19 protein-coding genes, 21 tRNA genes and 2 rRNA genes are annotated in these 24,040 nt (G+C 39.5%); 37 read left to right on the top strand and 5 right to left on the bottom strand.

What is annotated here, in order from left to right:
- The 28 genes from J7E77_RS25400 to J7E77_RS25265 form a co-directional block, all read left to right on the top strand.
- Positions 1-95: ribosomal RNA gene (locus J7E77_RS25400) — 23S ribosomal RNA — on the top strand; the annotation flags it as partial.
- Between the two features lie 127 nt (positions 96-222).
- Positions 223-339 (top strand): 5S ribosomal RNA (rrf, locus tag J7E77_RS25395).
- 9 nt (positions 340-348) lie between these two features.
- Positions 349-424: transfer RNA gene (locus J7E77_RS25390), tRNA-Val, on the top strand.
- A gap of 21 nt (positions 425-445) precedes the next feature.
- Positions 446-518, top strand: a tRNA-Thr gene (locus J7E77_RS25385).
- Between the two features lie 9 nt (positions 519-527).
- Positions 528-603, top strand: a tRNA-Lys gene (locus tag J7E77_RS25380).
- A 14-nt stretch (positions 604-617) separates the two neighbouring features.
- Positions 618-702, top strand: a tRNA-Leu gene (locus J7E77_RS25375).
- Positions 703-716: 14 nt separating this feature from the next.
- Positions 717-791 (top strand) — tRNA-Gly (locus J7E77_RS25370).
- 9 nt (positions 792-800) lie between these two features.
- Positions 801-889: transfer RNA gene (locus tag J7E77_RS25365), tRNA-Leu, on the top strand.
- A gap of 22 nt (positions 890-911) precedes the next feature.
- Positions 912-985 (top strand) — tRNA-Arg (locus J7E77_RS25360).
- A gap of 6 nt (positions 986-991) precedes the next feature.
- A tRNA-Pro gene (locus J7E77_RS25355) sits at positions 992-1,068 on the top strand.
- A gap of 18 nt (positions 1,069-1,086) precedes the next feature.
- Positions 1,087-1,162 (top strand) — tRNA-Ala (locus J7E77_RS25350).
- 18 nt (positions 1,163-1,180) lie between these two features.
- Positions 1,181-1,257: transfer RNA gene (locus J7E77_RS25345), tRNA-Met, on the top strand.
- A gap of 152 nt (positions 1,258-1,409) precedes the next feature.
- Positions 1,410-1,486, top strand: a tRNA-Ile gene (locus tag J7E77_RS25340).
- A 19-nt stretch (positions 1,487-1,505) separates the two neighbouring features.
- Positions 1,506-1,598, top strand: a tRNA-Ser gene (locus tag J7E77_RS25335).
- A gap of 160 nt (positions 1,599-1,758) precedes the next feature.
- Positions 1,759-1,832: transfer RNA gene (locus J7E77_RS25330), tRNA-Met, on the top strand.
- A 2-nt stretch (positions 1,833-1,834) separates the two neighbouring features.
- A tRNA-Asp gene (locus J7E77_RS25325) sits at positions 1,835-1,911 on the top strand.
- A 6-nt stretch (positions 1,912-1,917) separates the two neighbouring features.
- Positions 1,918-1,993: transfer RNA gene (locus tag J7E77_RS25320), tRNA-Phe, on the top strand.
- A gap of 27 nt (positions 1,994-2,020) precedes the next feature.
- Positions 2,021-2,096, top strand: a tRNA-His gene (locus J7E77_RS25315).
- A gap of 17 nt (positions 2,097-2,113) precedes the next feature.
- Positions 2,114-2,187: transfer RNA gene (locus J7E77_RS25310), tRNA-Gly, on the top strand.
- A 6-nt stretch (positions 2,188-2,193) separates the two neighbouring features.
- Positions 2,194-2,270, top strand: a tRNA-Ile gene (locus tag J7E77_RS25305).
- A 31-nt stretch (positions 2,271-2,301) separates the two neighbouring features.
- Positions 2,302-2,376 (top strand) — tRNA-Asn (locus J7E77_RS25300).
- Positions 2,377-2,379: 3 nt separating this feature from the next.
- Positions 2,380-2,470: transfer RNA gene (locus J7E77_RS25295), tRNA-Ser, on the top strand.
- 8 nt (positions 2,471-2,478) lie between these two features.
- Positions 2,479-2,550, top strand: a tRNA-Glu gene (locus tag J7E77_RS25290).
- Positions 2,551-3,299: 749 nt separating this feature from the next.
- On the top strand, positions 3,300-5,243 hold the full coding sequence (gene glgB / locus J7E77_RS25285) for a 1,4-alpha-glucan branching protein GlgB (RefSeq protein WP_214717706.1): 1,944 nt from the start codon (positions 3,300-3,302) through the stop codon (positions 5,241-5,243).
- Positions 5,191-6,336 (top strand): glucose-1-phosphate adenylyltransferase, encoded by a 1,146-nt coding sequence (locus J7E77_RS25280; RefSeq protein WP_214717705.1) that lies wholly within the window; start codon positions 5,191-5,193, stop codon positions 6,334-6,336. The genes glgB and J7E77_RS25280 overlap by 53 nt, the downstream gene beginning before the upstream one ends.
- A 22-nt stretch (positions 6,337-6,358) precedes the next feature.
- Positions 6,359-7,390: a GlgC family sugar phosphate nucleotidyltransferase gene (locus tag J7E77_RS25275; protein ID WP_214717704.1), complete on the top strand. Its 1,032-nt coding sequence runs from the start codon at positions 6,359-6,361 to the stop codon at positions 7,388-7,390.
- Complete coding sequence (glgA, locus tag J7E77_RS25270; protein ID WP_214717703.1) at positions 7,387-8,838, top strand: glycogen synthase GlgA; 1,452 nt, start codon at positions 7,387-7,389, stop codon at positions 8,836-8,838. The genes J7E77_RS25275 and glgA overlap by 4 nt, the downstream gene beginning before the upstream one ends.
- Positions 8,828-11,224 (top strand): glycogen/starch/alpha-glucan phosphorylase, encoded by a 2,397-nt coding sequence (locus tag J7E77_RS25265; protein WP_214717701.1) that lies wholly within the window; start codon positions 8,828-8,830, stop codon positions 11,222-11,224. Before glgA ends, J7E77_RS25265 begins: the two co-directional genes overlap by 11 nt.
- Before the next feature lie 36 nt (positions 11,225-11,260).
- On the opposite strand, the gene J7E77_RS25260 is transcribed toward J7E77_RS25265, so the two are convergent.
- Positions 11,261-12,196, bottom strand: coding sequence for a 1,4-dihydroxy-2-naphthoate polyprenyltransferase (locus tag J7E77_RS25260; protein ID WP_214717699.1), 936 nt, complete (start codon positions 12,194-12,196; stop codon positions 11,261-11,263).
- Positions 12,197-12,553: 357 nt separating this feature from the next.
- Here J7E77_RS25260 and J7E77_RS25255 point away from each other — a divergent pair, with 357 nt between their 5' ends.
- From J7E77_RS25255 to menC, 6 genes are all read left to right on the top strand, one after another.
- Positions 12,554-13,954: an isochorismate synthase gene (locus J7E77_RS25255; RefSeq protein WP_251028182.1), complete on the top strand. Its 1,401-nt coding sequence runs from the start codon at positions 12,554-12,556 to the stop codon at positions 13,952-13,954.
- 1 nt (position 13,955) lies between these two features.
- Positions 13,956-15,704, top strand: coding sequence for a 2-succinyl-5-enolpyruvyl-6-hydroxy-3-cyclohexene-1-carboxylic-acid synthase (gene menD / locus J7E77_RS25250; protein ID WP_214717696.1), 1,749 nt, complete (start codon positions 13,956-13,958; stop codon positions 15,702-15,704).
- Positions 15,705-16,517, top strand: a complete 813-nt coding sequence (menH, locus tag J7E77_RS25245) for a 2-succinyl-6-hydroxy-2,4-cyclohexadiene-1-carboxylate synthase (protein WP_214717695.1) — start codon at positions 15,705-15,707, stop codon at positions 16,515-16,517. It begins immediately after the preceding gene.
- Between the two features lie 18 nt (positions 16,518-16,535).
- Entirely contained in the window at positions 16,536-17,354 is an 819-nt protein-coding gene (menB, locus tag J7E77_RS25240) for a 1,4-dihydroxy-2-naphthoyl-CoA synthase (RefSeq protein WP_088089340.1), read from the top strand.
- Between the two features lie 91 nt (positions 17,355-17,445).
- A complete protein-coding gene (locus J7E77_RS25235) occupies positions 17,446-18,939 on the top strand; it encodes an o-succinylbenzoate--CoA ligase (protein WP_214717694.1) in 1,494 nt (497 codons plus the stop codon).
- Positions 18,939-20,045: an o-succinylbenzoate synthase gene (gene menC, locus J7E77_RS25230; RefSeq protein ID WP_214717693.1), complete on the top strand. Its 1,107-nt coding sequence runs from the start codon at positions 18,939-18,941 to the stop codon at positions 20,043-20,045. The genes J7E77_RS25235 and menC overlap by 1 nt, the downstream gene beginning before the upstream one ends.
- Positions 20,046-20,093: 48 nt before the next feature.
- Here menC and J7E77_RS25225 read toward each other — a convergent pair whose 3' ends face one another.
- On the bottom strand, positions 20,094-21,029 hold the full coding sequence (locus tag J7E77_RS25225; protein ID WP_214717692.1) for a metal ABC transporter solute-binding protein, Zn/Mn family: 936 nt from the start codon (positions 21,027-21,029) through the stop codon (positions 20,094-20,096).
- A 214-nt stretch (positions 21,030-21,243) separates the two neighbouring features.
- Here J7E77_RS25225 and J7E77_RS25220 point away from each other — a divergent pair, with 214 nt between their 5' ends.
- Positions 21,244-21,816 (top strand): beta-class carbonic anhydrase, encoded by a 573-nt coding sequence (locus tag J7E77_RS25220; RefSeq protein WP_214717691.1) that lies wholly within the window; start codon positions 21,244-21,246, stop codon positions 21,814-21,816.
- Here J7E77_RS25220 and yidD read toward each other — a convergent pair.
- Complete coding sequence (gene yidD / locus J7E77_RS25215; RefSeq protein WP_214717689.1) at positions 21,813-22,040, bottom strand: membrane protein insertion efficiency factor YidD; 228 nt, start codon at positions 22,038-22,040, stop codon at positions 21,813-21,815. The genes J7E77_RS25220 and yidD overlap by 4 nt on opposite strands.
- Positions 22,041-22,181: 141 nt before the next feature.
- Between yidD and J7E77_RS25210 the strand changes: the two genes are divergently transcribed.
- Complete coding sequence (locus J7E77_RS25210; protein ID WP_214717687.1) at positions 22,182-22,655, top strand: S-ribosylhomocysteine lyase; 474 nt, start codon at positions 22,182-22,184, stop codon at positions 22,653-22,655.
- 61 nt (positions 22,656-22,716) lie between these two features.
- Here J7E77_RS25210 and ytzI read toward each other — a convergent pair whose 3' ends face one another.
- On the bottom strand, positions 22,717-22,890 hold the full coding sequence (gene ytzI, locus J7E77_RS25205) for a YtzI protein (protein WP_214717685.1): 174 nt from the start codon (positions 22,888-22,890) through the stop codon (positions 22,717-22,719).
- 248 nt (positions 22,891-23,138) lie between these two features.
- Entirely contained in the window at positions 23,139-23,396 is a 258-nt protein-coding gene (locus tag J7E77_RS25200; RefSeq protein ID WP_066258317.1) for a DUF6154 family protein, read from the bottom strand.
- Positions 23,397-23,597: 201 nt separating this feature from the next.
- On the opposite strand from J7E77_RS25200, the gene J7E77_RS25195 reads away from it, so the two are divergent.
- Positions 23,598-23,915, top strand: a complete 318-nt coding sequence (locus J7E77_RS25195; protein WP_214717683.1) for a hydrolase — start codon at positions 23,598-23,600, stop codon at positions 23,913-23,915.
- Positions 23,916-24,040 lie beyond the last annotated feature (125 nt).

Here is a 24,040-nt window from a genome sequence, read left to right as displayed (position 1 = left end):
AAGAACCCTGAAAGATGATCAGGTTGATAGGTCAGAGGTGGAAGCGTGGTAACATGTGGAGCTGACTGATACTAATCGTTCGAGGACTTAACCAATTTTTAAGGCATACTCGTTTTTACAAACTTCTTCTGCATTATCTAGTTTTGAGGGAATGAAAAAAAAAAATTTTCCTCTTGAAAAATATGAAAAAGACATTATAATAAAATAGTGTCGAATAAATGGTCTGGCAATAATGGCGAGAAGGTCACACCCGTTCCCATACCGAACACGGAAGTTAAGCTTCTCAGCGCCGATGGTAGTTGGGACACGCGTCCCTGTGAGAGTAGGACGTTGCCAGGCTGTAAATATGGAGGATTAGCTCAGCTGGGAGAGCATCTGCCTTACAAGCAGAGGGTCGGCGGTTCGAGCCCGTCATCCTCCACCATATTTACCTTTCATACTTTACGCCGGGGTAGCTCAATTGGTAGAGCAACTGACTTGTAATCAGTAGGTTGGGGGTTCAAGTCCTCTCGCCGGCACCTTTGTATGAGCCATTAGCTCAGTTGGTAGAGCATCTGACTTTTAATCAGAGGGTCGAAGGTTCGAGTCCTTCATGGCTCACCATTTTAAATGAATATGCGGGTGTGGCGGAATTGGCAGACGCACCAGACTTAGGATCTGGCGCCGCAAGGCGTGGGGGTTCGACTCCCTTCACCCGCACCATTTAATTTTCATATGCGGAAGTAGTTCAGTGGTAGAACATCACCTTGCCAAGGTGGGGGTCGCGGGTTCGAATCCCGTCTTCCGCTCCAATTGTTTTAGCCGGGGTGGCGGAACTGGCAGACGCACAGGACTTAAAATCCTGCGGTAGGTGACTACCGTACCGGTTCGATTCCGGTCCTCGGCACCATTTAAGTTAATTAAATTCATATGCGCCCTTAGCTCAGCTGGATAGAGTGTTTGACTACGAATCAAAAGGTCGGGAGTTCGAATCTCTCAGGGCGCACTTTAACGGGAAGTAGCTCAGCTTGGTAGAGCACTTGGTTTGGGACCAAGGGGTCGCAGGTTCGAATCCTGTCTTCCCGACCATTCTTCTTATAACTTTATGGGGCCTTAGCTCAGCTGGGAGAGCGCCTGCTTTGCACGCAGGAGGTCAGCGGTTCGATCCCGCTAGGCTCCACCATAATTAAATTGTATATTTGGCGGTGTAGCTCAGCTGGCTAGAGCGTACGGTTCATACCCGTAAGGTCGGGGGTTCGATCCCCTCCGCCGCTACCAAATATAGAGGACCTTTAGCTCTGCTGGTTAGAGCAACGAGCAAAGCTTCTATGAAATTTCTTCGAGTTGTACCCATCGAGCTGCTGCTTGAATAAGCTTTCTGAGATGGGGACAGACAGATTTTAATCATCAAAGTAAATAAACTTAAACTTGGACCTTTAGCTCAGCTGGTTAGAGCAGACGGCTCATAACCGTCCGGTCGTAGGTTCGAGTCCTACAAGGTCCACCATTAGTTTCATAATGAACACGGAGGAATACCCAAGTTTGGCTGAAGGGATCGGTCTTGAAAACCGACAGGCGGGTCATACCGCGCGGGGGTTCGAATCCCTCTTCCTCCTCCATTTGCTTTTATAATTTTATTGTCGCGGGGTGGAGCAACGAGCATTGCTTCAATGAATAATCTGCGAGTTGTATCAATCGAGTTGCTGCTTGCATATGCTTACTGAGATTGATACAGTCCATGCAACTAAGCGCATGAGCAAAATGTTATATTTTTATTGTCGCGGGGTGGAGCAGTCTGGTAGCTCGTCGGGCTCATAACCCGAAGGTCGCAGGTTCAAATCCTGTCCCCGCAATTGGTCTGGTAGTTCAGTTGGTTAGAATGCCTGCCTGTCACGCAGGAGGTCGCGGGTTCGAGTCCCGTCCAGACCGCCATATGTTGGCTCAGTAGCTCAGTCGGTAGAGCAAAGGACTGAAAATCCTTGTGTCGGCGGTTCGATTCCGTCCTGAGCCACCATTTTAATTAAATATAGTTTTTATTGTGGCGATTGTGGCGAAGTGGTTAACGCACCTGATTGTGGTTCAGGCATTCGTGGGTTCGATTCCCATCAGTCGCCCCATAATAAATTTATTATATGCGGGTGTAGTTTAGTGGTAAAACCTCAGCCTTCCAAGCTGATGATGAGAGTTCGATTCTCTTCACCCGCTCCAATTTATGGGCCTATAGCTCAGCTGGTTAGAGCGCACGCCTGATAAGCGTGAGGTCGATGGTTCGAGTCCATTTAGGCCCACCATATATCTTTTCATAGTAGCAACTTTAATTATTCCGCAGTAGCTCAGTGGTAGAGCTATCGGCTGTTAACCGATCGGTCGTAGGTTCGAGTCCTACCTGCGGAGCCAAACGGGGAAGTACTCAAGTGGCTGAAGAGGCGCCCCTGCTAAGGGTGTAGGTCGGGTGACCGGCGCGAGGGTTCAAATCCCTCCTTCTCCGCCATATTTTAAGGCCCCTTGGTCAAGCGGTTAAGACACCTCCCTTTCACGGAGGTAACACGGGTTCGAGTCCCGTAGGGGTCATAAAAAAAACTGATAACAACATGTTATCAGTTTTTTTTTTTTGATCTATTAAAGAAAGAAAGATATAGATTACGTTTATGATTTCAAAGAGCTATTGGATACAATTTATAGACTTTTTATCCGAACTATTGACGCCAATAGGCCCTATTAGATTCGGTTTCTAGACTTTTTATCGAGCTAATGACGTCAATAGGCCCTATTGGATTTGGTTTCTAGACTTTTTATTGAACTAATGACGCCAATAGGCCCTATTGGGTTCGTTTTCTAGACTTTTTATCGAACTAATGACGCCAATAAGTCCCTTTGGCTCCATTTTACAGAAACTCTCCGCTTTTTCCATGAGATGTCTAAACCTATAAATCCGCTTGAATGTCCAAATTCTAGAACCAAACGTGGACGCCTTTTATACAGGAATCGTTATATTGATATAACTTTTAGCGTCCTCCTTTCCTTAGTGAAAGCCTTGATAGCGCTTACATTCACAACAATTTCCCCTAATCTTGAACTATTAATCAAATAACATTTTTTGAATGAAAATCATAAAAAAACTAAAAAAAATTTATATATTTTTGGCGATTACTGATAGAAAAATTGGTGTATAGTGTCGATATTTGTCGCACCTTAGGTTTTTATGGCATATTGCCTCAGCTATTGTCAGAAAAGATAAAAAAGTTTTATGAGGAATATTGATTAATAGCCATTATAATTGGTCTTTGAAATACATATTTTCATTGGGAATGAGGAGAGCCATGACAGTGAATACGTTTTTTCCTACTGACTATCAGTTACATTTATTTCACGAGGGAAATTTTTTCCAAAGTCATCAGCTTTTTGGCGCTCATATCTTTAAGAATTCCGATAAGGTTTATACACGATTTTGCGTATGGGCCCCTAATGCAATGCAGGTTAGGCTTGCGGGGGATTTTAATAACTGGAATGGTGAAGGGTATGAATTGCAAAAGGTTAATGATGAGGGAGTTTGGATTCTGATTGTTAATAGGGATCTAACAGGGAAGCTTTATAAGTATGAAATTATCACACATTCAGGTGAGAGGCTGCTAAAATCAGATCCATTTGCTTTTTATTCTGAAATAAGACCGAATACAGCTTCTATTGTTTATTCGTTAAACCATTATGAGTGGCAAGACACTCATTGGATGAATCGAAGAGGAAAAAAGAACCTCCTTTCTGAGCCAGTGGTAATTTATGAATTGCATTTGGGTTCATGGAAAAAGAAGGAAGACGGCGAATATCTAAGTTATAAAGAATTGGCATTGGAACTTATTCCATATGTAATTGAGCACGGATTTACACATATAGAGTTACTACCTCTAGTCGAACACCCTCTCGATGCCTCATGGGGTTATCAAGGAACAGGTTACTTTTCTGTTACATCCAGGTATGGGACACCAGATGAATTTAGAGAATTTGTTGATCTGATTCATCAAAATGGTATTGGGGTTATTCTTGATTGGGTGCCTGGTCATTTTTGCAAGGACGCTCATGGCCTTTACCGTTTTGATGGGACTCACATTTATTCCTATAGCACAGCTAGCGACAGAGAGAATGCTGTTTGGGGAACGGCCAACTTTGACCTTGGAAAAGGAGAGGTACAAAGTTTTCTAATCTCAAATGCCCAGTTTTGGATTGACTATTTCCATATTGATGGTTTCCGAATGGACGCAGTAGCTAATATCATTTACTGGCCGAATGGCTCAAATGAAAAGCGTGAAAACCCATTTGGAATTAACTTTTTGAAAAAACTAAACCAACATGTTCATGAGTATGATCCACACTTTTTAATGATTGGTGAGGATTCAACAGAATTTCCTAATGTCACAACACCAGTTACATACGGTGGGCTTGGCTTTGATTATAAATGGAATATGGGCTGGATGAATGACATGCTTGAATATATGGAAACTCCACCTTACTCGCGCTCACATGTTCATTCTAATGTAACGTTTTCATTTTTATATGCCTTTTTAGAAAACTTTATGCTGCCATTTTCTCACGATGAAGTGGTACATGGAAAAAAATCACTACTCGATAAGATGCCAGGCGATTATTGGGAGAAATTTGCACAACTTAGACTTTTGCTAGGGTATATGTTTGCTCATCCTGGAAAAAAACTTTTATTTATGGGTTTTGAACTGGGCCAGTTTTCTGAATGGAAAGATAAAGAACAGCTCGATTGGAACTTAATGGACTATGAGATGCATCAAAAATTAAATGCCTACGTAAAGTTTTTAACTAAATTCTATAAACGTTCAAAGGCACTTTATGAACTCGATCATTTACAGGACGGATTCGAATGGATTGATGCCAATAATAGCCACCAATCTGTTTTCTCTTTTATGAGAAAAGGGAAAAAGTCTGAAGAAACATTAGTGGTTATTTGCAATTTTACTGGTGTCAATTACCCAATGTATAAAATTGGTGTTCCTAAATCCGGTGAGTATCGAGAAATTTTCAATAGTGATCATATAGAATACGGTGGAGCTGGATTGGTTAATAAAAAGACTATTATAGCAGAAGAAGAACCATTCCATGGCCAGCCATTTTCATTAAATCTAGCAATTCCCCCATTTGGATTTCAAATCATCAGACCAGTTAAAAAGAGGAAGGAGCGAAAAGGAAATGGCAAAGAAGAAGTGCGTAGCCATGTTATTAGCAGGAGGGAAAGGAAGTAGGCTTAATTCGCTGACAAAGGATCTAGCGAAACCAGCTGTTCCTTTTGGAGGTAAATATCGAATTATTGATTTTGCATTGAGCAATTGCGCCAATTCTGGCATCGATACGGTTGGGGTATTAACACAATACCAACCATTGTTATTAAATTCCTATATTGGGATTGGAAGCGCATGGGATCTTGACCGAAAGGATGGCGGGGTAACTGTATTACCACCGTATGCTGAATCTTCCGAAGTAAAATGGTATACAGGCACTGCAAGTGCGATTTATCAAAACCTTAATTACCTTAAACAATACCAGCCTGAATATGTGCTAATCCTATCAGGTGACCATATTTACAAAATGAACTATGAGAGTATGCTTGAATATCATATTGAAAAAAGGGCTGACGTAACTATTTCTTTAATAGAAGTTCCTTGGAATGAAGCCAGTCGTTTTGGAATCATGGATACAGACGAAGAACTAAGAATTGTCGATTTTGACGAAAAACCAGCGAATCCAAAAAATAATCTTGCTTCGATGGGCATTTATATTTTTAACTGGAATATACTTAAAGAATATTTAGAAATGGATGACCGTGTTCCTGAATCGAGTCATGATTTTGGTAAAGATGTGATTCCGATGCTTTTAGAGGAAAATAAAAAATTGTTTGCTTATCCATTTAAAGGCTATTGGAAAGACGTCGGTACGGTCCAAAGCCTCTGGGAAGCTAATATGGATCTACTAAGAGAAGAATGTGACTTAGATTTGTTTGACCACGGATGGAGGATTTATTCAGTTAACCCGAATCAGCCGCCACAATATATTTCGCCGAGTGCGGTGGTTAAAGAGTCACTTATTAATGAGGGATGTACAATAGAAGGGGAAGTAGTGAAATCTGTTCTTTTTCAAGGGGTTACTGTTGGAAAAGGATCAACTATTTTAGAGTCGGTCATTATGCCGGATGCGATCATTGGTAATAATTGTTTGATTGAAAGAGCCATTGTACCTTCTGACGTGAATGTACCTGATGGGACTGTTATCCGCTCGTTCGATGAAGAGATTATTCTAGTTACTAATGAAATGTTAAGCGGGTTATACCCTGCTTTTTAATATAATACAGGAGGGACTTGGATTGGAAAAAAAGCTACTAGGAGTCATTGATGCCACCACATACCATGAAGATTTGGAAGATTTATTAACACATCGCGCACTTGCTGCCCTGCCTTTTGCAGGAAGATATCGTATTATTGATTTTGTGCTATCGAATATGGTGAATTCAGGTATTCGAAGTGTGGCAATATTTCCAAAAATGCAGTACCGTTCACTAATGGATCATCTAGGTTCAGGGAAAAACTGGGATTTGAATCGAAAACGGGATGGCCTTTTCTTTTTCCCATCTCCAATAGTTGATTATGATGGAAATACAATTGGTTCGTTTGAGAATTTTGCAGCAAATTTAGACTTCTTTTATCGCAGCACGCAAGAGTATTCGATTATTTCAAATTGCTATACGGTTTTTAATATGAACTTTAGACCAATCTTAGATTGGCACAGCAATTCAAGATGTGACATTACCGAAATCCATCAGAAGGATGGAGCTTCGATGGAGATGTACTTAATCAAAACATCCCTACTTATTAAGCTGATTGAAACGCGTAATGAAACAGGGTATACCTGTATGAAGGATGTTGTAAATGATATTGAAAATCTTTACTCGATTTGTAACTATGAATATGACGGTTATTCCGTGATGATAGATTCGATCGAAAACTATTTTTCTACTAGTATGAATTTGCTAAAGTCGGATGTTTGGAAAAAACTTTTTATTAAAGAACAGCCGATTTTCACTAAGGTAAAGGATGAGCCGCCAACGAAATATATTAAAGGGTCTGTTGTAAAAAATGCAATGATTGCCAATGGATGTTTAATTAGCGGTTCAGTAGAAAATAGTATTATATCCCGCGGTGTAAAGATTGGAAAAGGTGCAGTTATTAAGAACTGTATCATTATGCAAAAGTGCCAGATCGAAGATAATTGTTATCTAGATTCCGTTATTTTAGATAAAGATGTGAAAGTTGAAGCAGGAACTCACTTAACTGGAACAGCGGGGTCACCATTTGTGGTTCGTAAAGGGACAAAACAAGGAGCGTTGATGAACTCGTGAAAGTACTATTTGCCGTTTCGGAATGTGGACCATTTGCAAAATCGGGAGGACTTGCCGATGTTGCTGGTTCCCTTCCAAAAGAATTAAAGAGTTTGGGAACTGATGTCAGAGTTATTCTACCTAAATACGGAACAATTTCAGAAGAATTTAAGAGTGAGATGAAAAAGGTTAAAGAATTTACTGTTTCTGTTGGCTGGAGAAATCAGTATTGCGGAATTGAAGAGCTCACACACCAGGGAGTTACATTTTATTTCGTCGATAATGAATACTACTTTAAACGAGAAAATTTATATGGATATTTTGATGATGGGGAAAGATTTGCTTATTTTAATAGGGCTGTCTTAGACACACTTGCCGAGCTAAACTTTTTTCCAGATGTGTTACATTGCCATGACTGGCACACGGCGATGATTCCTTTTCTGTTACGAACGGAATATTATAAAAGAAAAGGTTACGGCTTATTGCGTACTGTTTTTACGATTCATAATCTTCAATTCCAAGGGATCTTTCCAAAAGAGGTCTTGGGGGACTTGTTAGGAATGGATTACAATTCCTTTCACACTGGTCACTTAGAGTTTTTCGGAAATATCAATTATATGAAGGGCGCTCTTGTAGCTGCAGACAAAATTACGACAGTTAGCCCGACCTATAAAGAAGAAATTCAAACACCTGTATTTGGTGAAAAGTTAGACGGTCTCTTAAGAGAAAGAAAAGATGACTTAATTGGGATTTTAAATGGGATTGATGAAGATTTCTATAATCCTGTTTCCGACCCATTAATATATCAAACATATACGGCTGATAATCATCAAAAAAAATCAATCAACAAAAGTGAGATTCAAAAACATTTTGGATTACCACAATCTGCGCGTACACCTTTATTAGTCATGATTACAAGGCTGACAAGGCAAAAAGGACTTGATTTAGTTAAATGTGTCCTTCGTGAAATATTGCAGGAGGATCTGCAGGTCATTATCCTTGGAACAGGTGATTATGAATACGAAGAACATTTAAGACAGGCCGCACGTATTTATCCTGAAAAATTAAGGGTTCATACTGGTTTTAATGAAGGGCTTGCCCATAAACTTTATGCCGCTGCAGATTTGTTTTTGATGCCATCCCAATTCGAACCATGCGGGCTTGGACAGTTGATTGCAATGAAATATGGTGCGATCCCGATCGTTAGGGAAACTGGCGGCTTAAATGATACCATAAAACCTTGGAACGAATTTACTGGAAAAGGAAATGGATTTTCTTTTGCAAATTTTAATGCCCATGATATGCTCTATACAATTAAAAGAGCACTAGGCGTTTATCACGATTCAAAATCGTGGAAATCAATTGTAAAGCAAGCAATGGAAATGGATTATAGCTGGGCACAGTCAGCATATAGCTATAACCAGTTATATGCAGAGATCGTTGCAAGGAGTGAAACACATGTTTTCTAATACGGTCGAGTTTAAGGAAACTTTTCTAAAAAGGATTGAGATGGTATGTGGGAAGAGTTTCCCTGAAAGCTCAGCCAGGGATCACTATCAAACCCTTGGAACAATGATTAGCGAATTTGTAAGTAATGCTTGGATTACTACAAACGAGCGTCATTTGGCGGCAAAGGGAAAGCAGGTTTATTACCTCTCTATTGAATATCTTTTGGGGAAATTACTACGACAAAATCTAATTAACCTGGGTGTGGAAGAGACGGTGCAAGCAGGCCTAGAGGAATTAGGAATCGATCTAGGAGAATTAGAGGAATATGAGGCAGATGCAGGCTTAGGAAACGGCGGCTTAGGAAGATTAGCTGCCTGTTTTCTAGACTCACTTGCTTCACTTAATCTGCCGGGTCATGGTCATGGCATTCGTTACAAACATGGCTTATTTGAACAAAAAATTGTTGATGGCTATCAAGTAGAATTGCCGGAACAATGGCTAAGGAACGGAAATGTTTGGGAAATCCGTAAAACCGATAGTTCCATCAAAATCCCATTTTGGGGTAAGGTGGAAACGAAGATGGAAAATGGGCGACTTGTGTTTCATCATCTACAAGCTGAAACGGTCACCGCAGTGCCTCACGATATGCCGGTCATCGGCTATCAGTCAAAAACCATCAATACACTAAGACTTTGGAATGCAGAGCCTTCCCAATTTCCCTTACACGAGGATATTTTAAAATATAAACGGGAAACGGAAATGATTTCTGAGTTTTTATATCCTGATGATACACATGATGAAGGAAAGGTTTTAAGATTGAAACAGCAATACTTTTTGGTATCCGCTAGTATACAATCTATTTTAAAGACCTATCGGAAACAACACAGCAGCTTAAAACAACTCCATGAACATATCTGTATTCACATTAATGATACACACCCTGTCCTGGCCATTCCCGAGTTAATGAGAATCCTAATTGATGACGAAGGATTTGATTGGGAGCAGGCATGGCACATTACAAAACATACTATTTCTTACACCAATCATACCACCTTGTCAGAAGCGTTAGAGAAATGGCCAATACATATTTTTCAACCGTTGCTTCCAAGAATATTTATGATTGTAGAAGAAATCAATGAACGATTTTGCCAGGAACTTTGGGAGCAAACACCAGGTGATTGGGAGCGGATTAAGGGACTAGCCATCCTTGCCGATAATTATGTAAAAATGGCTCATTTGGCTATCGTCGGAAGCTTTAGTGTGAATGGTGTGGCGAAACTGCATACTGAAATATTAAAGAAACGCGAGATGAATCAATTTTATCAATTGTTTCCTGATAAATTTAACAATAAAACGAACGGAATTGCCTACCGCCGCTGGCTGTTAAAAGCGAATCCAAAACTATCTTCATTGATTACAGATACGATTGGGTCTGAATGGACCTATAAAGCTACCGAGCTTTCCCAGTTACTTAATTATCAAAACGACACTTCGTTTTTAGATCAATTGTTAAAAATTAAGAATGAAAATAAACAAACACTTGCCAAGATTATTTTCGATAAGACGGGAACTGCCGTTGATACTGGTTCAATCTTTGATGTACAAGTGAAGCGGCTCCATGCTTATAAACGGCAGCTTTTAAATGTCTTACATATTATGCATCTCTATAATCGGATCAAAGAAGATTCAAGCTTCAAGGTTGTTCCAAGGGTGTTTATTTTTGGAGCGAAAGCATCGCCAGGATATTATTATGCGAAGAAAATCATTAAGTTAATAAATACAGTTGCTGAAAAAGTCAACAATGATCCATCTATCAACGACAAAATCAAAGTGATTTTTCTTGAAAATTATCGCGTTTCTCTTGCGGAGAAGATCTTTCCTGCAGCAGATGTCAGTGAACAAATCTCCACGGCTAGTAAGGAAGCTTCTGGAACAGGTAATATGAAGTTTATGATCAATGGGGCATTGACGGTGGGAACCTTGGATGGTGCCAATATAGAAATTCGTGAATTAGTCGGTAATTCCAATATATTCACGTTTGGACTAACTGCAGATGAAGTTCTTCACTACTATCAACATGGCGGATATCAATCCGATGAATATTACCACCACGATTATCGAATTCGTCAAGCCGTTGACCAGCTTGTGAATGGCTTTTTCCCTGGTGTTTATAATGAATTTGAACCAATATTCGATTCACTCCTTCAGGAAAATGATCAATATTTTGTCTTAAAGGATTTTGCTTCCTATGCAGAAACACAACGTTCCATTGGAGAAGCGTTTATTGACCGATTACGTTGGCAGCAAATGAGTCTAAATAATATCGCCCAGGCTGGTTATTTTTCAAGTGATCGTACGATTCAGGAATACGCAGACGACATATGGGGAATTAAGCCATTACAATAAAAAAAAGCTTCTGCCAGTTGCGGCAGAAGCTTTTTTTTATAAGAAGTGTCCAGCAAAGATTCCGATTGCTAATAAAAACCCAAATATCGTATTGGTTTGTGCTGTCGCTTTCATCGCTGGTGCCATTTGAATCGGCAGGGTATTTTCTATAAATCCTTTGATTGCTTTAATAGCCTTTGGGGCGCTAAGAATTACAAGTGCTGTCCAAATTGGTAAAACACCAATAATGATGAGTCCCAAAACCCAAAGAAATGAAAAAGTGAACATCCCTGTTAATAAGTAAATAGCACCTTTCTTACCTAATAGAATGGCAACTGTTTTACGGCCGTTTTCTTTGTCGCCATCCAAATCACGGATGTTATTCGATAACATAATCATACCAACCAATATCATACTTGGAACTGAAACGAGAATACTTGTGCTGCTGACTGTTCCCGTTTGAATAAAGAAGGCGATTAAAATAATCAGCATCCCCATAAAGAAACCTGAAAGAATTTCACCAAATGGTGTATAGGCGATTGGGAAAGGACCTCCAGTATAAAAATATCCCACAGCCATACAAATTAGGCCTACAACGGCTAACCACCAGCTGCTATTAGCGCAAATATAGATCCCTAATAATAGAGCAATTCCATAAAATCCAAACGCAAGATTTAGGACTGTTTTGGGTTTGATTCCGTCACGTACAATCGTACCGCCAATCCCAACGGATTGGGCAGTATCCAGACCGCGTTTGAAATCGAAATATTCATTAAACATATTGGTTGCAGCTTGAATCAATAAACTCGCTAAAAGCATGGCAAAAAATAGACCAAAATGGATTTTCCCATACTTAAGGGCTAATGCCGTACCAAGCAGAACTGGCACGAATGCAGCGGTTAATGTATGTGGGCGGGTCATTTGCCACCAAACTTGAAAGCCGCGGTTTGATTCAACTACAGGTTTCGAGCTTTGCTGTATATTTGGTTGCATAGTATCTCTCCCTTTTTAGTTTTTTTCTCTCTATTTAAAGGTTTAGAATCGATTATTTAATGGGCTTTGCCCAAAACTAAGTGTATGAAATTCAAGGAATAGTGTCAATTAATTTTTCTTATCAAATCTAGAAGATTATACCTTATTGATTATTATTGGATGGTTGGTGGGAAAATGAAACTAATCAAATGAGAAGGCTTTTTTTATCAGTAAGATGAAAACTTAAGATATAATACGGAATGATGCAGGTTTGCTAGTGACAAGTATTACTGACTTCTTTACAATGAGAGTAGTATGTTAAAATTTGCATTAATATGAATGGATAACAGTCATTTCGGCTGTTTTGGAGGGATTTGTTTGATTACCATTCAAGAATTGGAAATAATGGAACGAGGTCTTTTGGCTGTTAATCGGGCAAAAGAACTTGGCCGGCCCATTTTAATTAGTGAAGTTCATAAAATGGACACGATTAACCCACTATCATTTTTTAATATAGGAAAAAAACATTATCGCGGGGAACGATTTTTCTGGAAGGACCCAACGGACGAGACGGTGCTAATTGGACTTGGGATTTCGAAACAAATTCAGACGGATCAGGCTTCTGACCGCTTTTTTCATGTTGAAAAGGAATGGGAAAAATTTTTAGAGGACTGCCTCATTTTTAATCCATATACAGAAGTTGGTTTAGGGCCCGTCATGTTCGGGGGCTTCTCTTTTGACCCCTACAAGGATAAAACAGACCTCTGGTCCAAGTACGCTGATTCATTGTTCCACATACCCAAATTTCTATTGAGCCTCATTCGCGGTCAAACGTATTTAACCACGAATACAGTTTGTACTCCACATGAGGATCCTTATATATTTAAGAAAGTGAGCAAAGAGAGAAATCAGCTATTAAATTCGCTCCATCAGAATGAACGGATGAGTACAGCGTCACTTCTAGAAACGCGAGAGATTGAACCAGAGGAGTGGAAAAAAACTGTTGATGGAGTTGTGAAGGAATTAACAGAAGGCCCGCTTAAGAAGGTCGTTCTAGCCCGAGAATTGCGGCTTGTATTTGACGATCATGTAGAGGCAGAGGATGTATTGAATAATTTATATCTGCAGCAGCATGAAAGCTTTATTTTCGCATTTGAATCGAATGGTGATTGTTTTATTGGGGCATCTCCAGAAAGACTAGTGAAAAAACATGGAAATGAGGTTTATTCTACCTGCCTTGCCGGTTCTATTTCACGGGGAAAAACTGAACAAGAAGACCTGAAATTAGGTCATATGTTATTAAATGATCAAAAAAATCTGATTGAGCATGGTTTCGTGGTAGAAATGATTAAGGAAGCACTTGAAGAATCATGTGAAGAAATTATTTTGCCTGACAAGCCGCAGTTGATGAAGATACGGGATATTCAGCACCTTTACACCCCTGTTATTGGAAAATGCCATAATGATGCTTCCTTGTTGTTATTAGTCGAACGACTTCACCCAACACCAGCACTCGGCGGACTGCCTAAGGATGAAGCAGTTGTAAAGATTAGACAAGTAGAGGAACTGGACCGTGGATTCTATGCTGCCCCTTTAGGGTGGGTGGACTACAGAAGAAATGGCGAATTTGCTGTTTCGATTCGATCTGGACTGATCCAGGGGGATGAAGTATCGTTGTTTGCAGGTTGTGGAGTAGTAGCAGATTCTGACTCAGAAAGTGAATATTTGGAGACGAGCTTGAAATTTAAACCAATGCTCCGAGCCCTTGGAGGAAATTAATATGAATCATCAAGAATCATTAACAGCCTATATAGCCGCCGTAGTTGCTGAACTTATTTTTTCGGGAGTTACGGATGTAGTGGTTAGTCCTGGTTCAAGGTCAACTCCAATGGCGATGATCATGGCAGAACATCCTGACCTGAAAGTCCATATCCATGTAGATGAACGGTCAGCGGCTTTCTTTGCGTTGGGAATAGCAAAGTCGTTAAATAAGCCAGTTGCCATACTTTGTACTTCAGGTACAGCCGCAGCAAACTATTTTCCTGCGATTGTTGAAGCGCGTTATGCTCGGGTACCATTGATTGTACTTACAGCGGATCGACCGCATGAACTGAGAGAGGTTGGTGCCCCACAGGCAATCGACCAAATTCATTTATATGGGAAGCATGTGAAATGGTTCTCCGAAATGGCATTGCCTGAAAAAAGTGATGAAATCATTCGCTATGCCAGGACCGTTTGTGCCCGGGCAGTTGCGATTGCCACTAGTGCCCCTTCTGGTCCTGTACATATGAATTTTCCTTTCAGAGAGCCGCTAATTCCAAAGATGGATGATGAGCTCTTCCAGCTTAATGAACGACCAAATGGGTATATAAAAGTTCAAAACGGGGACTTAACCCTTTCAGATGAACATTTTCAGGAAATAGCTGAAAGGCTTAATAAGACAAATAAAGGTGTTATTATTTGTGGAAACATGGGAGATGCTGAATTTCCTAACTCGGTTACGCAATTAGCTGAGAAATTAAATTTTCCAATCATTGCAGACCCCTTATCACAATTAAGAAGTGGGCAACATAGCCTTAAAAATATCATTGAAACTTATGATACCTTCCTAAGGAATGAAGATGCAAAAACCTTCCTTAAACCAGAAGTTGTTCTTCGATTTGGTGCGATGCCAATATCAAAAGCATTAACGATCTTCTTAAAAGAAAATGGAGATGCTGAACAATTTGTAATTGATGGCGGCGGAGGCTGGCGTGATCCTTCATCCTTGTCAACCAGTATGATCTTTTGTGATGAATTGGTATTCTGCAAGAAGCTATTGTCATATACGAATGAGAACCCCTCATCCCAATTTTTAAAGAAATGGAAAAAGGTAAACGGGCTAACCAAAGAAAATATGAATGCTCTAAGAGATATAACAGAATTAAGTGAAGGCAAACTATTTTATCAAATAGCCGATATGGTGCCAGAGGGTGCGACCCTTTTTGTTGGCAATAGTATGCCAATTCGCGACTTGGATAGTTTTTTTATTAACAATAATAAAGCAATCAAAGTAATGGCGAACAGGGGAGCCAATGGGATCGATGGTACTGTTTCGACCGCTTTAGGTGCAGCTTTATACTCAAAATCCTTATACCTTGTCCTTGGCGATTTAACTTTTTTCCACGACTTAAATGGTCTGATTGCAGCAAAGTTGTACAATATCGATATTAATATTATTGTTATCAACAATAATGGAGGCGGAATTTTTTCCTTCCTTCCTCAATCGGAGCATTCTAAGAATTTTGAACTGCTGTTTGGAACTCCACTAGATCTAGAATTTGAGCATGCGGTTAAGATGTTTAAGGGTGAATTTACGAAGATTGAAGATTGGGACCATTTAGGGTCAGAAATGATGAAGGCTACGAATCAAACGGGGTTAAAAGTATATGAACTTAGAACAAACAGAGACGTTAACCGTGACGAACACCGCGGATTTTGGAGCTTTGTTTCCCGGGAAATATCGAACTTTGTCAAAGGTGAACAGTAAATGAAGATTGTTAGCGACGGGATTCAATATCATGTCGAAGTTTACGGGGAAGGATCTATCCCGCTTGTTCTTTTACATGGATTTACCGGGGACAGCTCGACATGGACTCCTTTCTATGATGCTTGGGGGAAGCAAATGAATCTAATTAATCCTGACATCATTGGACATGGAAAAACGGAATCACCCGATGTACTTAGTCGATATCAAATAGAGTCAGTTGCGAAGGATTTAAAAACGATCCTTGAACATTTAGATGTTAAGCAAGTAGATCTACTTGGTTACTCAATGGGTGGAAGACTTGCCCTTACTTTTGCCCTGCTTTTTCCTGAGCGGGTCCGAAAATTAATACTTGAAAGTGCCTCACCAGGTCTGGAAACAGAAAATGAAAGTCAACTTCGCCGTATGAAAGATGCGGAACTTGCTAAATTTATTAAAGAACAGGGGATAAGCTCGTTTGTAGATTATTGGGAAGGGATCCCCCTTTTTCAAACGATGAAACGACTGCCTTCAGCGCAAAAGCAGGTCATAAGAGAACAGCGTTTAAACAATTCGCCTACTGGGCTCGCGAACAGCCTGCTTGGGATGGGAACCGGATCTCAGCCTAACTGGTGGGGGAAATTAAACGAACTAACTTGCGAGGTTCTGCTCTTAACGGGTGAAGAAGATAAAAAGTTCTGTGATATTGCAGATAAAATGATGAAAGAGCTAAAAAATAGCTCTTGGGTGGTTATTGAAGATAGTGGCCATGCAATTCATGTGGAAGAACCAGAAAAGTTTGGTACAATAGTAAGTGACTTTTTGTCAAAAGAATAAATAAGGGAGGATATCATTTTGACAGTAGAATGGATTGCAGGACGCAAATATGAGGAAATTCTATATGAAACATACAATGGTATTGCGAAAATCACCATTAATCGTCCACATGTACATAATGCATTTACACCGAGAACTGTTTCGGAATTAATTGATGCTTTTGCCTTCGCACGAGATGATTCTAGTGTAGGAGTTATTATTTTAACTGGAGCAGGAGATAAGGCATTTTGTTCAGGTGGTGACCAAAAAGTTCGTGGCCATGGGGGATATGTTGGAGAGGATCAAATTCCTCGTCTAAATGTTCTTGACCTTCAGCGCCTTATTCGAGTTATTCCAAAACCTGTTATTGCAATGGTAAAAGGATATGCCATCGGTGGTGGTCATGTGCTGCACATTGTGTGTGACTTAACGATTGCAGCTGATAATGCTATTTTCGGACAAACTGGACCGAATGTTGGAAGCTTTGATGCTGGATACGGCTCAGGCTACCTAGCTAGAATTGTTGGACATAAAAAAGCTCGAGAAATCTGGTTCCTATGTCGTCAATACAATGCCCAAGAGGCACTTGATATGGGCTTAGTGAATACGGTTGTTCCGCTTGAAAGAGTAGAGGAAGAAACGATTCAATGGTGTAGTGAAATACTTGAGAAAAGTCCAACTGCCCTTCGTTTCTTGAAAGCAGCCATGAATGCTGATACAGACGGATTAGCTGGTCTTCAACAATTTGCTGGCGACGCAACCCTGCTTTATTATACAACCGATGAAGCCAAAGAAGGCCGTGATTCATTTAAAGAAAAGCGTAAGCCTGATTTTGGTAAATTCCCTCGTTTTCCTTGATAGTTTTTACCAGCAGCTTGATGGTTTCCATCAGGCTGTTTTTAATAGAAAATCTGGGAAAAAGCAAGGCAGATTAGGAAAGGTGACAATTATGCAAAGCGAAATGATGCCTAATTTTTTGAAGAAAAGAGCGTTTCTAACCCCTGAACGAACAGCGGTGTATTTTCAGGAACAAACCATAACCTTCGGCGAACTCTACCAACGTTCTTATCAAGTTGCAGGACAGTTACAAGGGTTAGGAATGCGTAAAAACCAATATGTTGGTGTGTTATTAAATAGCAACCTAGATACGGTTGTAATATTATTTGCCCTTCAACTGTTAGGAGTTAGGGCTGTAATTTTGAACAACCGCCTTTCTCCGTCGGAACTAGTATGGCAGCTAATTGATCCAAAGGCCGTCTCTTTAATCATTGAAGATACTTTTTCTGAAAAAAAAGCCTTCATAAATAATCAAATTCCATCAATTTGTACGCTGACAAAGGCCGAGATATTTTTCGGCAGTCAAAACGCGCCCATTATTCAGGAAGAAATCAGCTTATCAGAAATTTGTACGATCATGTATACATCCGGAACCACTGGAAATCCCAAGGGGGTAATCCAAACCTATGGAAATCACTGGTGGAGTTCCGTTGGTTCAGCCTTAAATTTAGGATTTATTGAAGGGGATTCCTGGCTTTGTAACGTTCCGCTTTTTCATATTAGCGGCTTTTCAATTTTAATGCGCAGTGTCATATATGGAATGCCGATCGTTCTTCACGAGCACTTTGATGTTGAAGAAACCATTCATGATATTCATGATAAAAAAGTGACCATCATGTCAGTGGTTGGTACTTCCCTGAGACGAATAGTTGATGCTCTTCGAGAGAGGCGCCTGCCTAATCATTTTCGCTGTATGCTTCTTGGAGGAGGACCTGCACCATTACCATTACTCCAAGCGTGTATAGAAAAAGAAATACCTGTATTCCAAACCTATGGAATGACCGAATCCTCCTCGCAAATCGTGACGCTTGCTCCAGAATATAGTCTGACGAAGCTAGGCTCGGCAGGAAAGCCATTGTTCACCTCGCAGCTTCAAATAGTTGCAGAAGATGGTGGTCTGGCTCCCTCAGGTATGCCAGGTGAAATTGTCATAAAAGGACCCAATGTTACCCCAGGGTATTTATTCCTTCCTGAAGTAACAGAAGAAAAGTTTATTAATGGCTGGTTCCACACGGGAGATGTGGGCTACTTAGATGATGAAGGCTTCTTATATGTACTCGATCGGCGTTCTGACTTAATTATTTCAGGGGGAGAGAATATTTACCCTGCAGAAATTGAGGCAGTTTTGTTAGCCCATCCGGATGTTTCAGAGGCTGGTGTGACAAGTTTAGAGGATGCTGAGTGGGGACAAGTGCCGATTGCTTATATTGTAAAAAGAGAAGAAACAAATCCTTCGGTTGGAGCACTTGAGCAATTTTGTAAGGAGCGTTTAGCCAAATATAAAGTCCCTAAAGCATTTTATTTTACTAAGGAACTGCCTAGAAACGCATCGAAAAAAATACTCCGCCGAGAGCTCCGGGAGTGGGTGAAAGAGGAGATTCGGTAATGAAGATAGCAGCAGTAGAGTTAAATGTCATTCAAATGCCCTTAAATGACCCGTTTCTGACCCATTTAGGGGCTGTGAAGAACCGTGAGGGAATAATCATTAAGATAACCAATTCCGATGGTGTATCAGGGTTTGGAGAGGGCGTTGCCTTTTCTACTCCGTGGTACACAGAAGAAACGGTTAAAACAAGTTTACATATGTTAACTGATTTTTTGATTCCACTCCTTCAAAAAACACCTTTTAACCATCCTGAGGAGGTCTCTCAGCTGTTTGGCTCGGTAAGAAGGAACAATATGGCTAAGGCTGCCTTAGAAACAGCTGTATGGGATTTATTTGCGAAGAGTCATTCGCTGCCACTATCAAAACTCCTTGGGGGAACACGGTCTTTGATTGCGTCAGGGGTTGTAGTCGCCACAGATTCCACTAAAAATGCACTCCAGCAAATTGAGCAATATCTTGAGGACGGTTATCAAAGGATTAAAGTTAAAATAAATCCACAGCAGGATTATGCTTTTCTTTCTGAAATTCGCCGTTTTTATCCTGATCTGCCAATCATGGCAGATGCGAATTCTGCCTATACGATTAAGGATATCGAACGAATAAAAGCTCTTGATGACTTTAAGTTGCTGATGATCGAGCAGCCGCTGGGCTATGATGATATTCTTGAACACGCCTTGCTTCAAAAAGAAATTAAAACACCTATTTGTTTGGACGAAAGCATTGTCAGCTATGATGATGCTCGAAAAGCCATCGAGTTCGGAAGTTGTCAGGTAATTAATATTAAAGTGGGCAGGGTAGGGGGCTTGTATGAAGCGAAACGAATTCATGACTATTGCTTCGAAAAGGGCATACCGGTTTGGTGTGGGGGTATGATCGAGTTTGGGGTTTCTCGGGCCCATAATATTGCACTCGCCTCATTACCAGGATTTTCGATCCCAGGAGATATCTCTGCTTCTAATCGCTTTTGGGAGGAAGATATTATTACCCCAGAAGTAAATGTTAAAAATGGTTTTGTCAAAGTCCCATCCGGTCCTGGGATTGGATTTGAAATAAACGAAAAAAGATTACAGGAAACCTTGCTATTAAAAGAAACATTTGTTCTATAAAAAAATGAACCAGGTTTAAAAGCGGCCTGGTTCATTTCATCTTCAAATTTAGTTATTTAAGGCTATTTCTAATGATTCAAGATTTTTATTCATTAATGAAAAATAGGTTTCTTTGTTTTTGATGTTGTCGTTAGACAAAACAGCAAGATTATGAATGTGTAATGCTTTTGCCCCAATTTCTTTTTGAACAATTTTTCCAAGTTTTGATTGGACATTTTGTTCGAAAAGCATATAGTGTAAACCATCGTGTTCAGCTACAGAAATAATTTTTTCTAATTCCTTCTGGGTGGGCTCATTAGCAGTCGAAAGACCTGATATGCTGATTTGTTCAATCCCATAACGTTTTTCCCAATAACTAAACGCTGCATGTGTAACGATAATCTTTTTATGCTTCGCATTTGTAAGTGTCTGCTTATATTTAGTATTTAGTTCATCTAACTTTTGGGCAAGCTGTTTAAAATTCTTATTGAATAGTTCTTTGTGCTGCGGCATTTGTTTAATTAAAGAATCACGGATAACAGCAGCCATTTCCTTAGAATAAATGGGGTCAAGCCATACATGTGGGTTGACATCCGAATTGCTATGGTCATGTTCTTCTTCATGTGAATCGTCGCTTTTTGGGAGTTTTAGTTCCTCAGCCGTTGGGACTAATGTTACATGTTCATTTTTCAATGTTCCCTTTGCTTTTTCCACAAATCCTTCAAGTCCAAGTCCAATGTAGAAAAATAAGTCGGAATCGGCTAAATTCATCATATCCTTTTGGGATGGTTCAAATGTGTGTTCATCTGCCCCAGGTGGATAGATCGTTTTTACATTTACATATTTTCCACCAATTTGTGCAGTAAAATATTGAAGTGGGAATACTGTTGTATAAATAGTTAACTGGTCCTTCTTTTTTTGTACATGGTCTTTACCATTTGAACACGCGGACAACAGAAGACTTAATGGTAACAGAAAAGAAAGGAAAAGGATGATTTTTTTCATAAAGACTCCCTCACTATATTATTAAATCGGATTAATTACGATTTATTATCGAAATTTTTTTTTAATTCTGAATGATTACGAATGTATAATACGGAACGATTCCGATTTCCATTTGTATCTTACAAAAAAAATTCATCAAAAGCAAGTATAAAATTTGGTTTCATCATTAAAAATTAGGTATGCTTAGAAAGAAACAATAGAAAGGATGGTTATCATGAGTAACCCTACATTATTGAATGAGCTGTTAAACTATAATGAAAAATTTGTGGAGAACCACGAATATGAAAAGTATGAAACAACTAAATTCCCTAATAAACGCATGGTGATTCTTACATGTATGGATACCAGACTATTGGAATTATTGCCGAAAGCATTGAATTTGGGAAATGGTGATGCAAAGATTATAAAAGACGCAGGGGCCCTAGTGTCACACCCTTTTGGAAGTGTGATGAGAAGTATACTGATTGCTGTTTATCAATTGAAGGCTCAAGAGGTTTTAGTTATTGCCCATTATGATTGCGGCATGAGCGGTCTTAAAGCTGAACCAGTGATCGAGAGTATGATGGAGCGTGGAATATCAGAAGAAACGATTGACACACTTTCATATTCTGGCATCAACATTAAAAAATGGCTTCATGGATTTGATAATGTGACCGAGAGTGTTGAGCATAGTGTAGATATCATAAAAAATCATCCATTAATGCCAAAGGGTGTTCCTGTTCATGGATTGGTCATCGACCCAAAGACAGGAAAGCTTGATTTAATTGTTGATGGCAATAAGAATTAAAGCTTCTCTTTTTCAGGAACAGGATCCAAGCCACCAGGATGAAAGGGATGACATTTTGATATCCTTTTGATAGTGAGCCAGCCGCCTTTTAAAGCACCAAACCGCCCAATCGCTTCCAGACCATAATGGGAACAAGTAGGATAAAAACGGCAGGTCGGCGGTTTTATAGGTGAGATAACAATTTGATAAAAACGTATAATCGCTAGGAAGGCTTTTTTTAACATGTCAATCTCTCCTTAACTACAATTAACTACAAGATACCATAAATAAATAATATCGTCTAAATTGTTAATTGTATGTAAGTGGATGAAAAAACTCGGAATTTATTGTATGATAAATGGTAGATAAAAAAAGGAGTGATATCGATGCCTTCAGTTGAAAGCTTTGATTTAGATCATAACGCTGTTAAAGCCCCTTATGTGAGACATTGCGGGGTCCACAAAGTTGGAAGTGACGGTGTTGTTAATAAATATGATATTCGCTTTTGCCAGCCCAATAAACAGGCGATGAAACCTGATGTCATTCATACACTAGAGCACTTGCTTGCTTTTAATCTTCGTGAGCACTCCGAGAAGTATGATCACTTTGATATTATCGATATTTCACCAATGGGCTGCCAAACGGGCTATTACCTTGTTGTCAGCGGCGAGCCGACTGTGGAGGAAATCATTGATCTTCTTGAAGATACAATGAAGGCTGCAGTTGAAATCGTCGAAATTCCTGCTGCAAATGAACGACAATGCGGCCAAGCAAAACTGCATGATTTGGAAGGCGCTAAACGTTTAATGCGCTTCTGGCTTGAACAAAGCAAGGAAGAACTTAAACAGGTTTTTGCTTAATTAGAAAAGCTGAAGCTAGACAAATAATAAAAATTCCTATTCTACTTGAATAGGAATTTTTTTAAGCTTTATTTTGATCCTGATTATGTTCTTGGTCCTTCTCTTGGTCAAGATATGGATTATTTTCTATTGGGTCCACAGTATGTTTATACGTGTAGGCTTTAGAAGTGGTGCCCACGGCTAGAAGCAGGACAACGATAACAATAATAATACTAATAACAGCTACTACATACATTCGTGTGAAAGCCTCCTTTTTTCTTAATTGTAGCATGAATGGATGCTTTTTTGAGAAAAGCTTTGTTAAACTTGGCTGTTGATTTCCGCTCCAGGCGCTTCGCTTTCCGCGGGCGTGCCGGGGAGCCTCCTCGTCGCTTCGCTCCAATCAACGCAGGCTTTAAAATCAACAATGACCTTCAACACAGCCTTGAAAAGAAAAAGGGAAGCCCGCTGTTTGAGCTTCCTTCCTTATGTTTTTATGTACAATCAATGAATATTTCGAGGATGATAAGTATTTGTGCGATGTTGTCCGTACTCTTCTTGGGCAAATTTACCTTTCAAACTTTCAATTAAATAAATACCCATTAAATTGTATAATTCCTGCTTATCCATTTCTTGGATTAAAGCAAGTAGATCCTCATGTGACATCTCTTCTAAAAAGGCAAATGCCAGCATGTCGATATCCTCTTCATCACCGGTTAGCTTGTTTCGGTACATTTCGTACAACTCATCAACTAATTTCATTTCGATACACCTCCTAGTTATTCTTTTCCCTTATAAACATAAAATAATTCTAACTTAACCGTTTGTAAATTAACAGAAAAATCTGTTTCTTCGATTGTATGTTTATTATAGCGTATTCATTTCTAAAAAAATAATCGAAATTTGACAAAGAATAAATTTTTTCTATTTGCAAATTACTAATGAGTAAAAGGGGATGACATAATGGATCAGCAAAAGAAGACCTATTATATAGATGTTGGAAGCGGTGAAATTTCCCAAAGTTCAACCAGTTCAAACTGGAGCTATAAAATTCAGGCGGATAATGAAGAAATAACCCAGCTGCGCGAGCTTTTTGACCAAAACTATTCAACCGAGTGGAAAAACTTTGTTAGAGCCCATGTACCATATCTAGAATACCATTATGATCGTGAAAACGACGCCTATGACAGTACGATTCAGCAAGTGTATGGGATGTTGCATAAACTTGGTGATGCGGAAGCAAAAAATCATATTGAAAGTATGAATGTATTACCAAAATAAAATTTTCACCCTGTAAGAAAAATCCTAACTTTAGGATTTCAGATTGTAGACAAAAGGCATTCGAATGAGCCCATTCGATGCCTTTTTATTGGATTTTTGCTCGTAAGAGCAAAATTTAGACCTAT

It is taken from the genome of Bacillus sp. ISL-77, from assembly GCF_018613105.1.
This window is presented reverse-complemented; position numbering and strand designations above follow the sequence as displayed.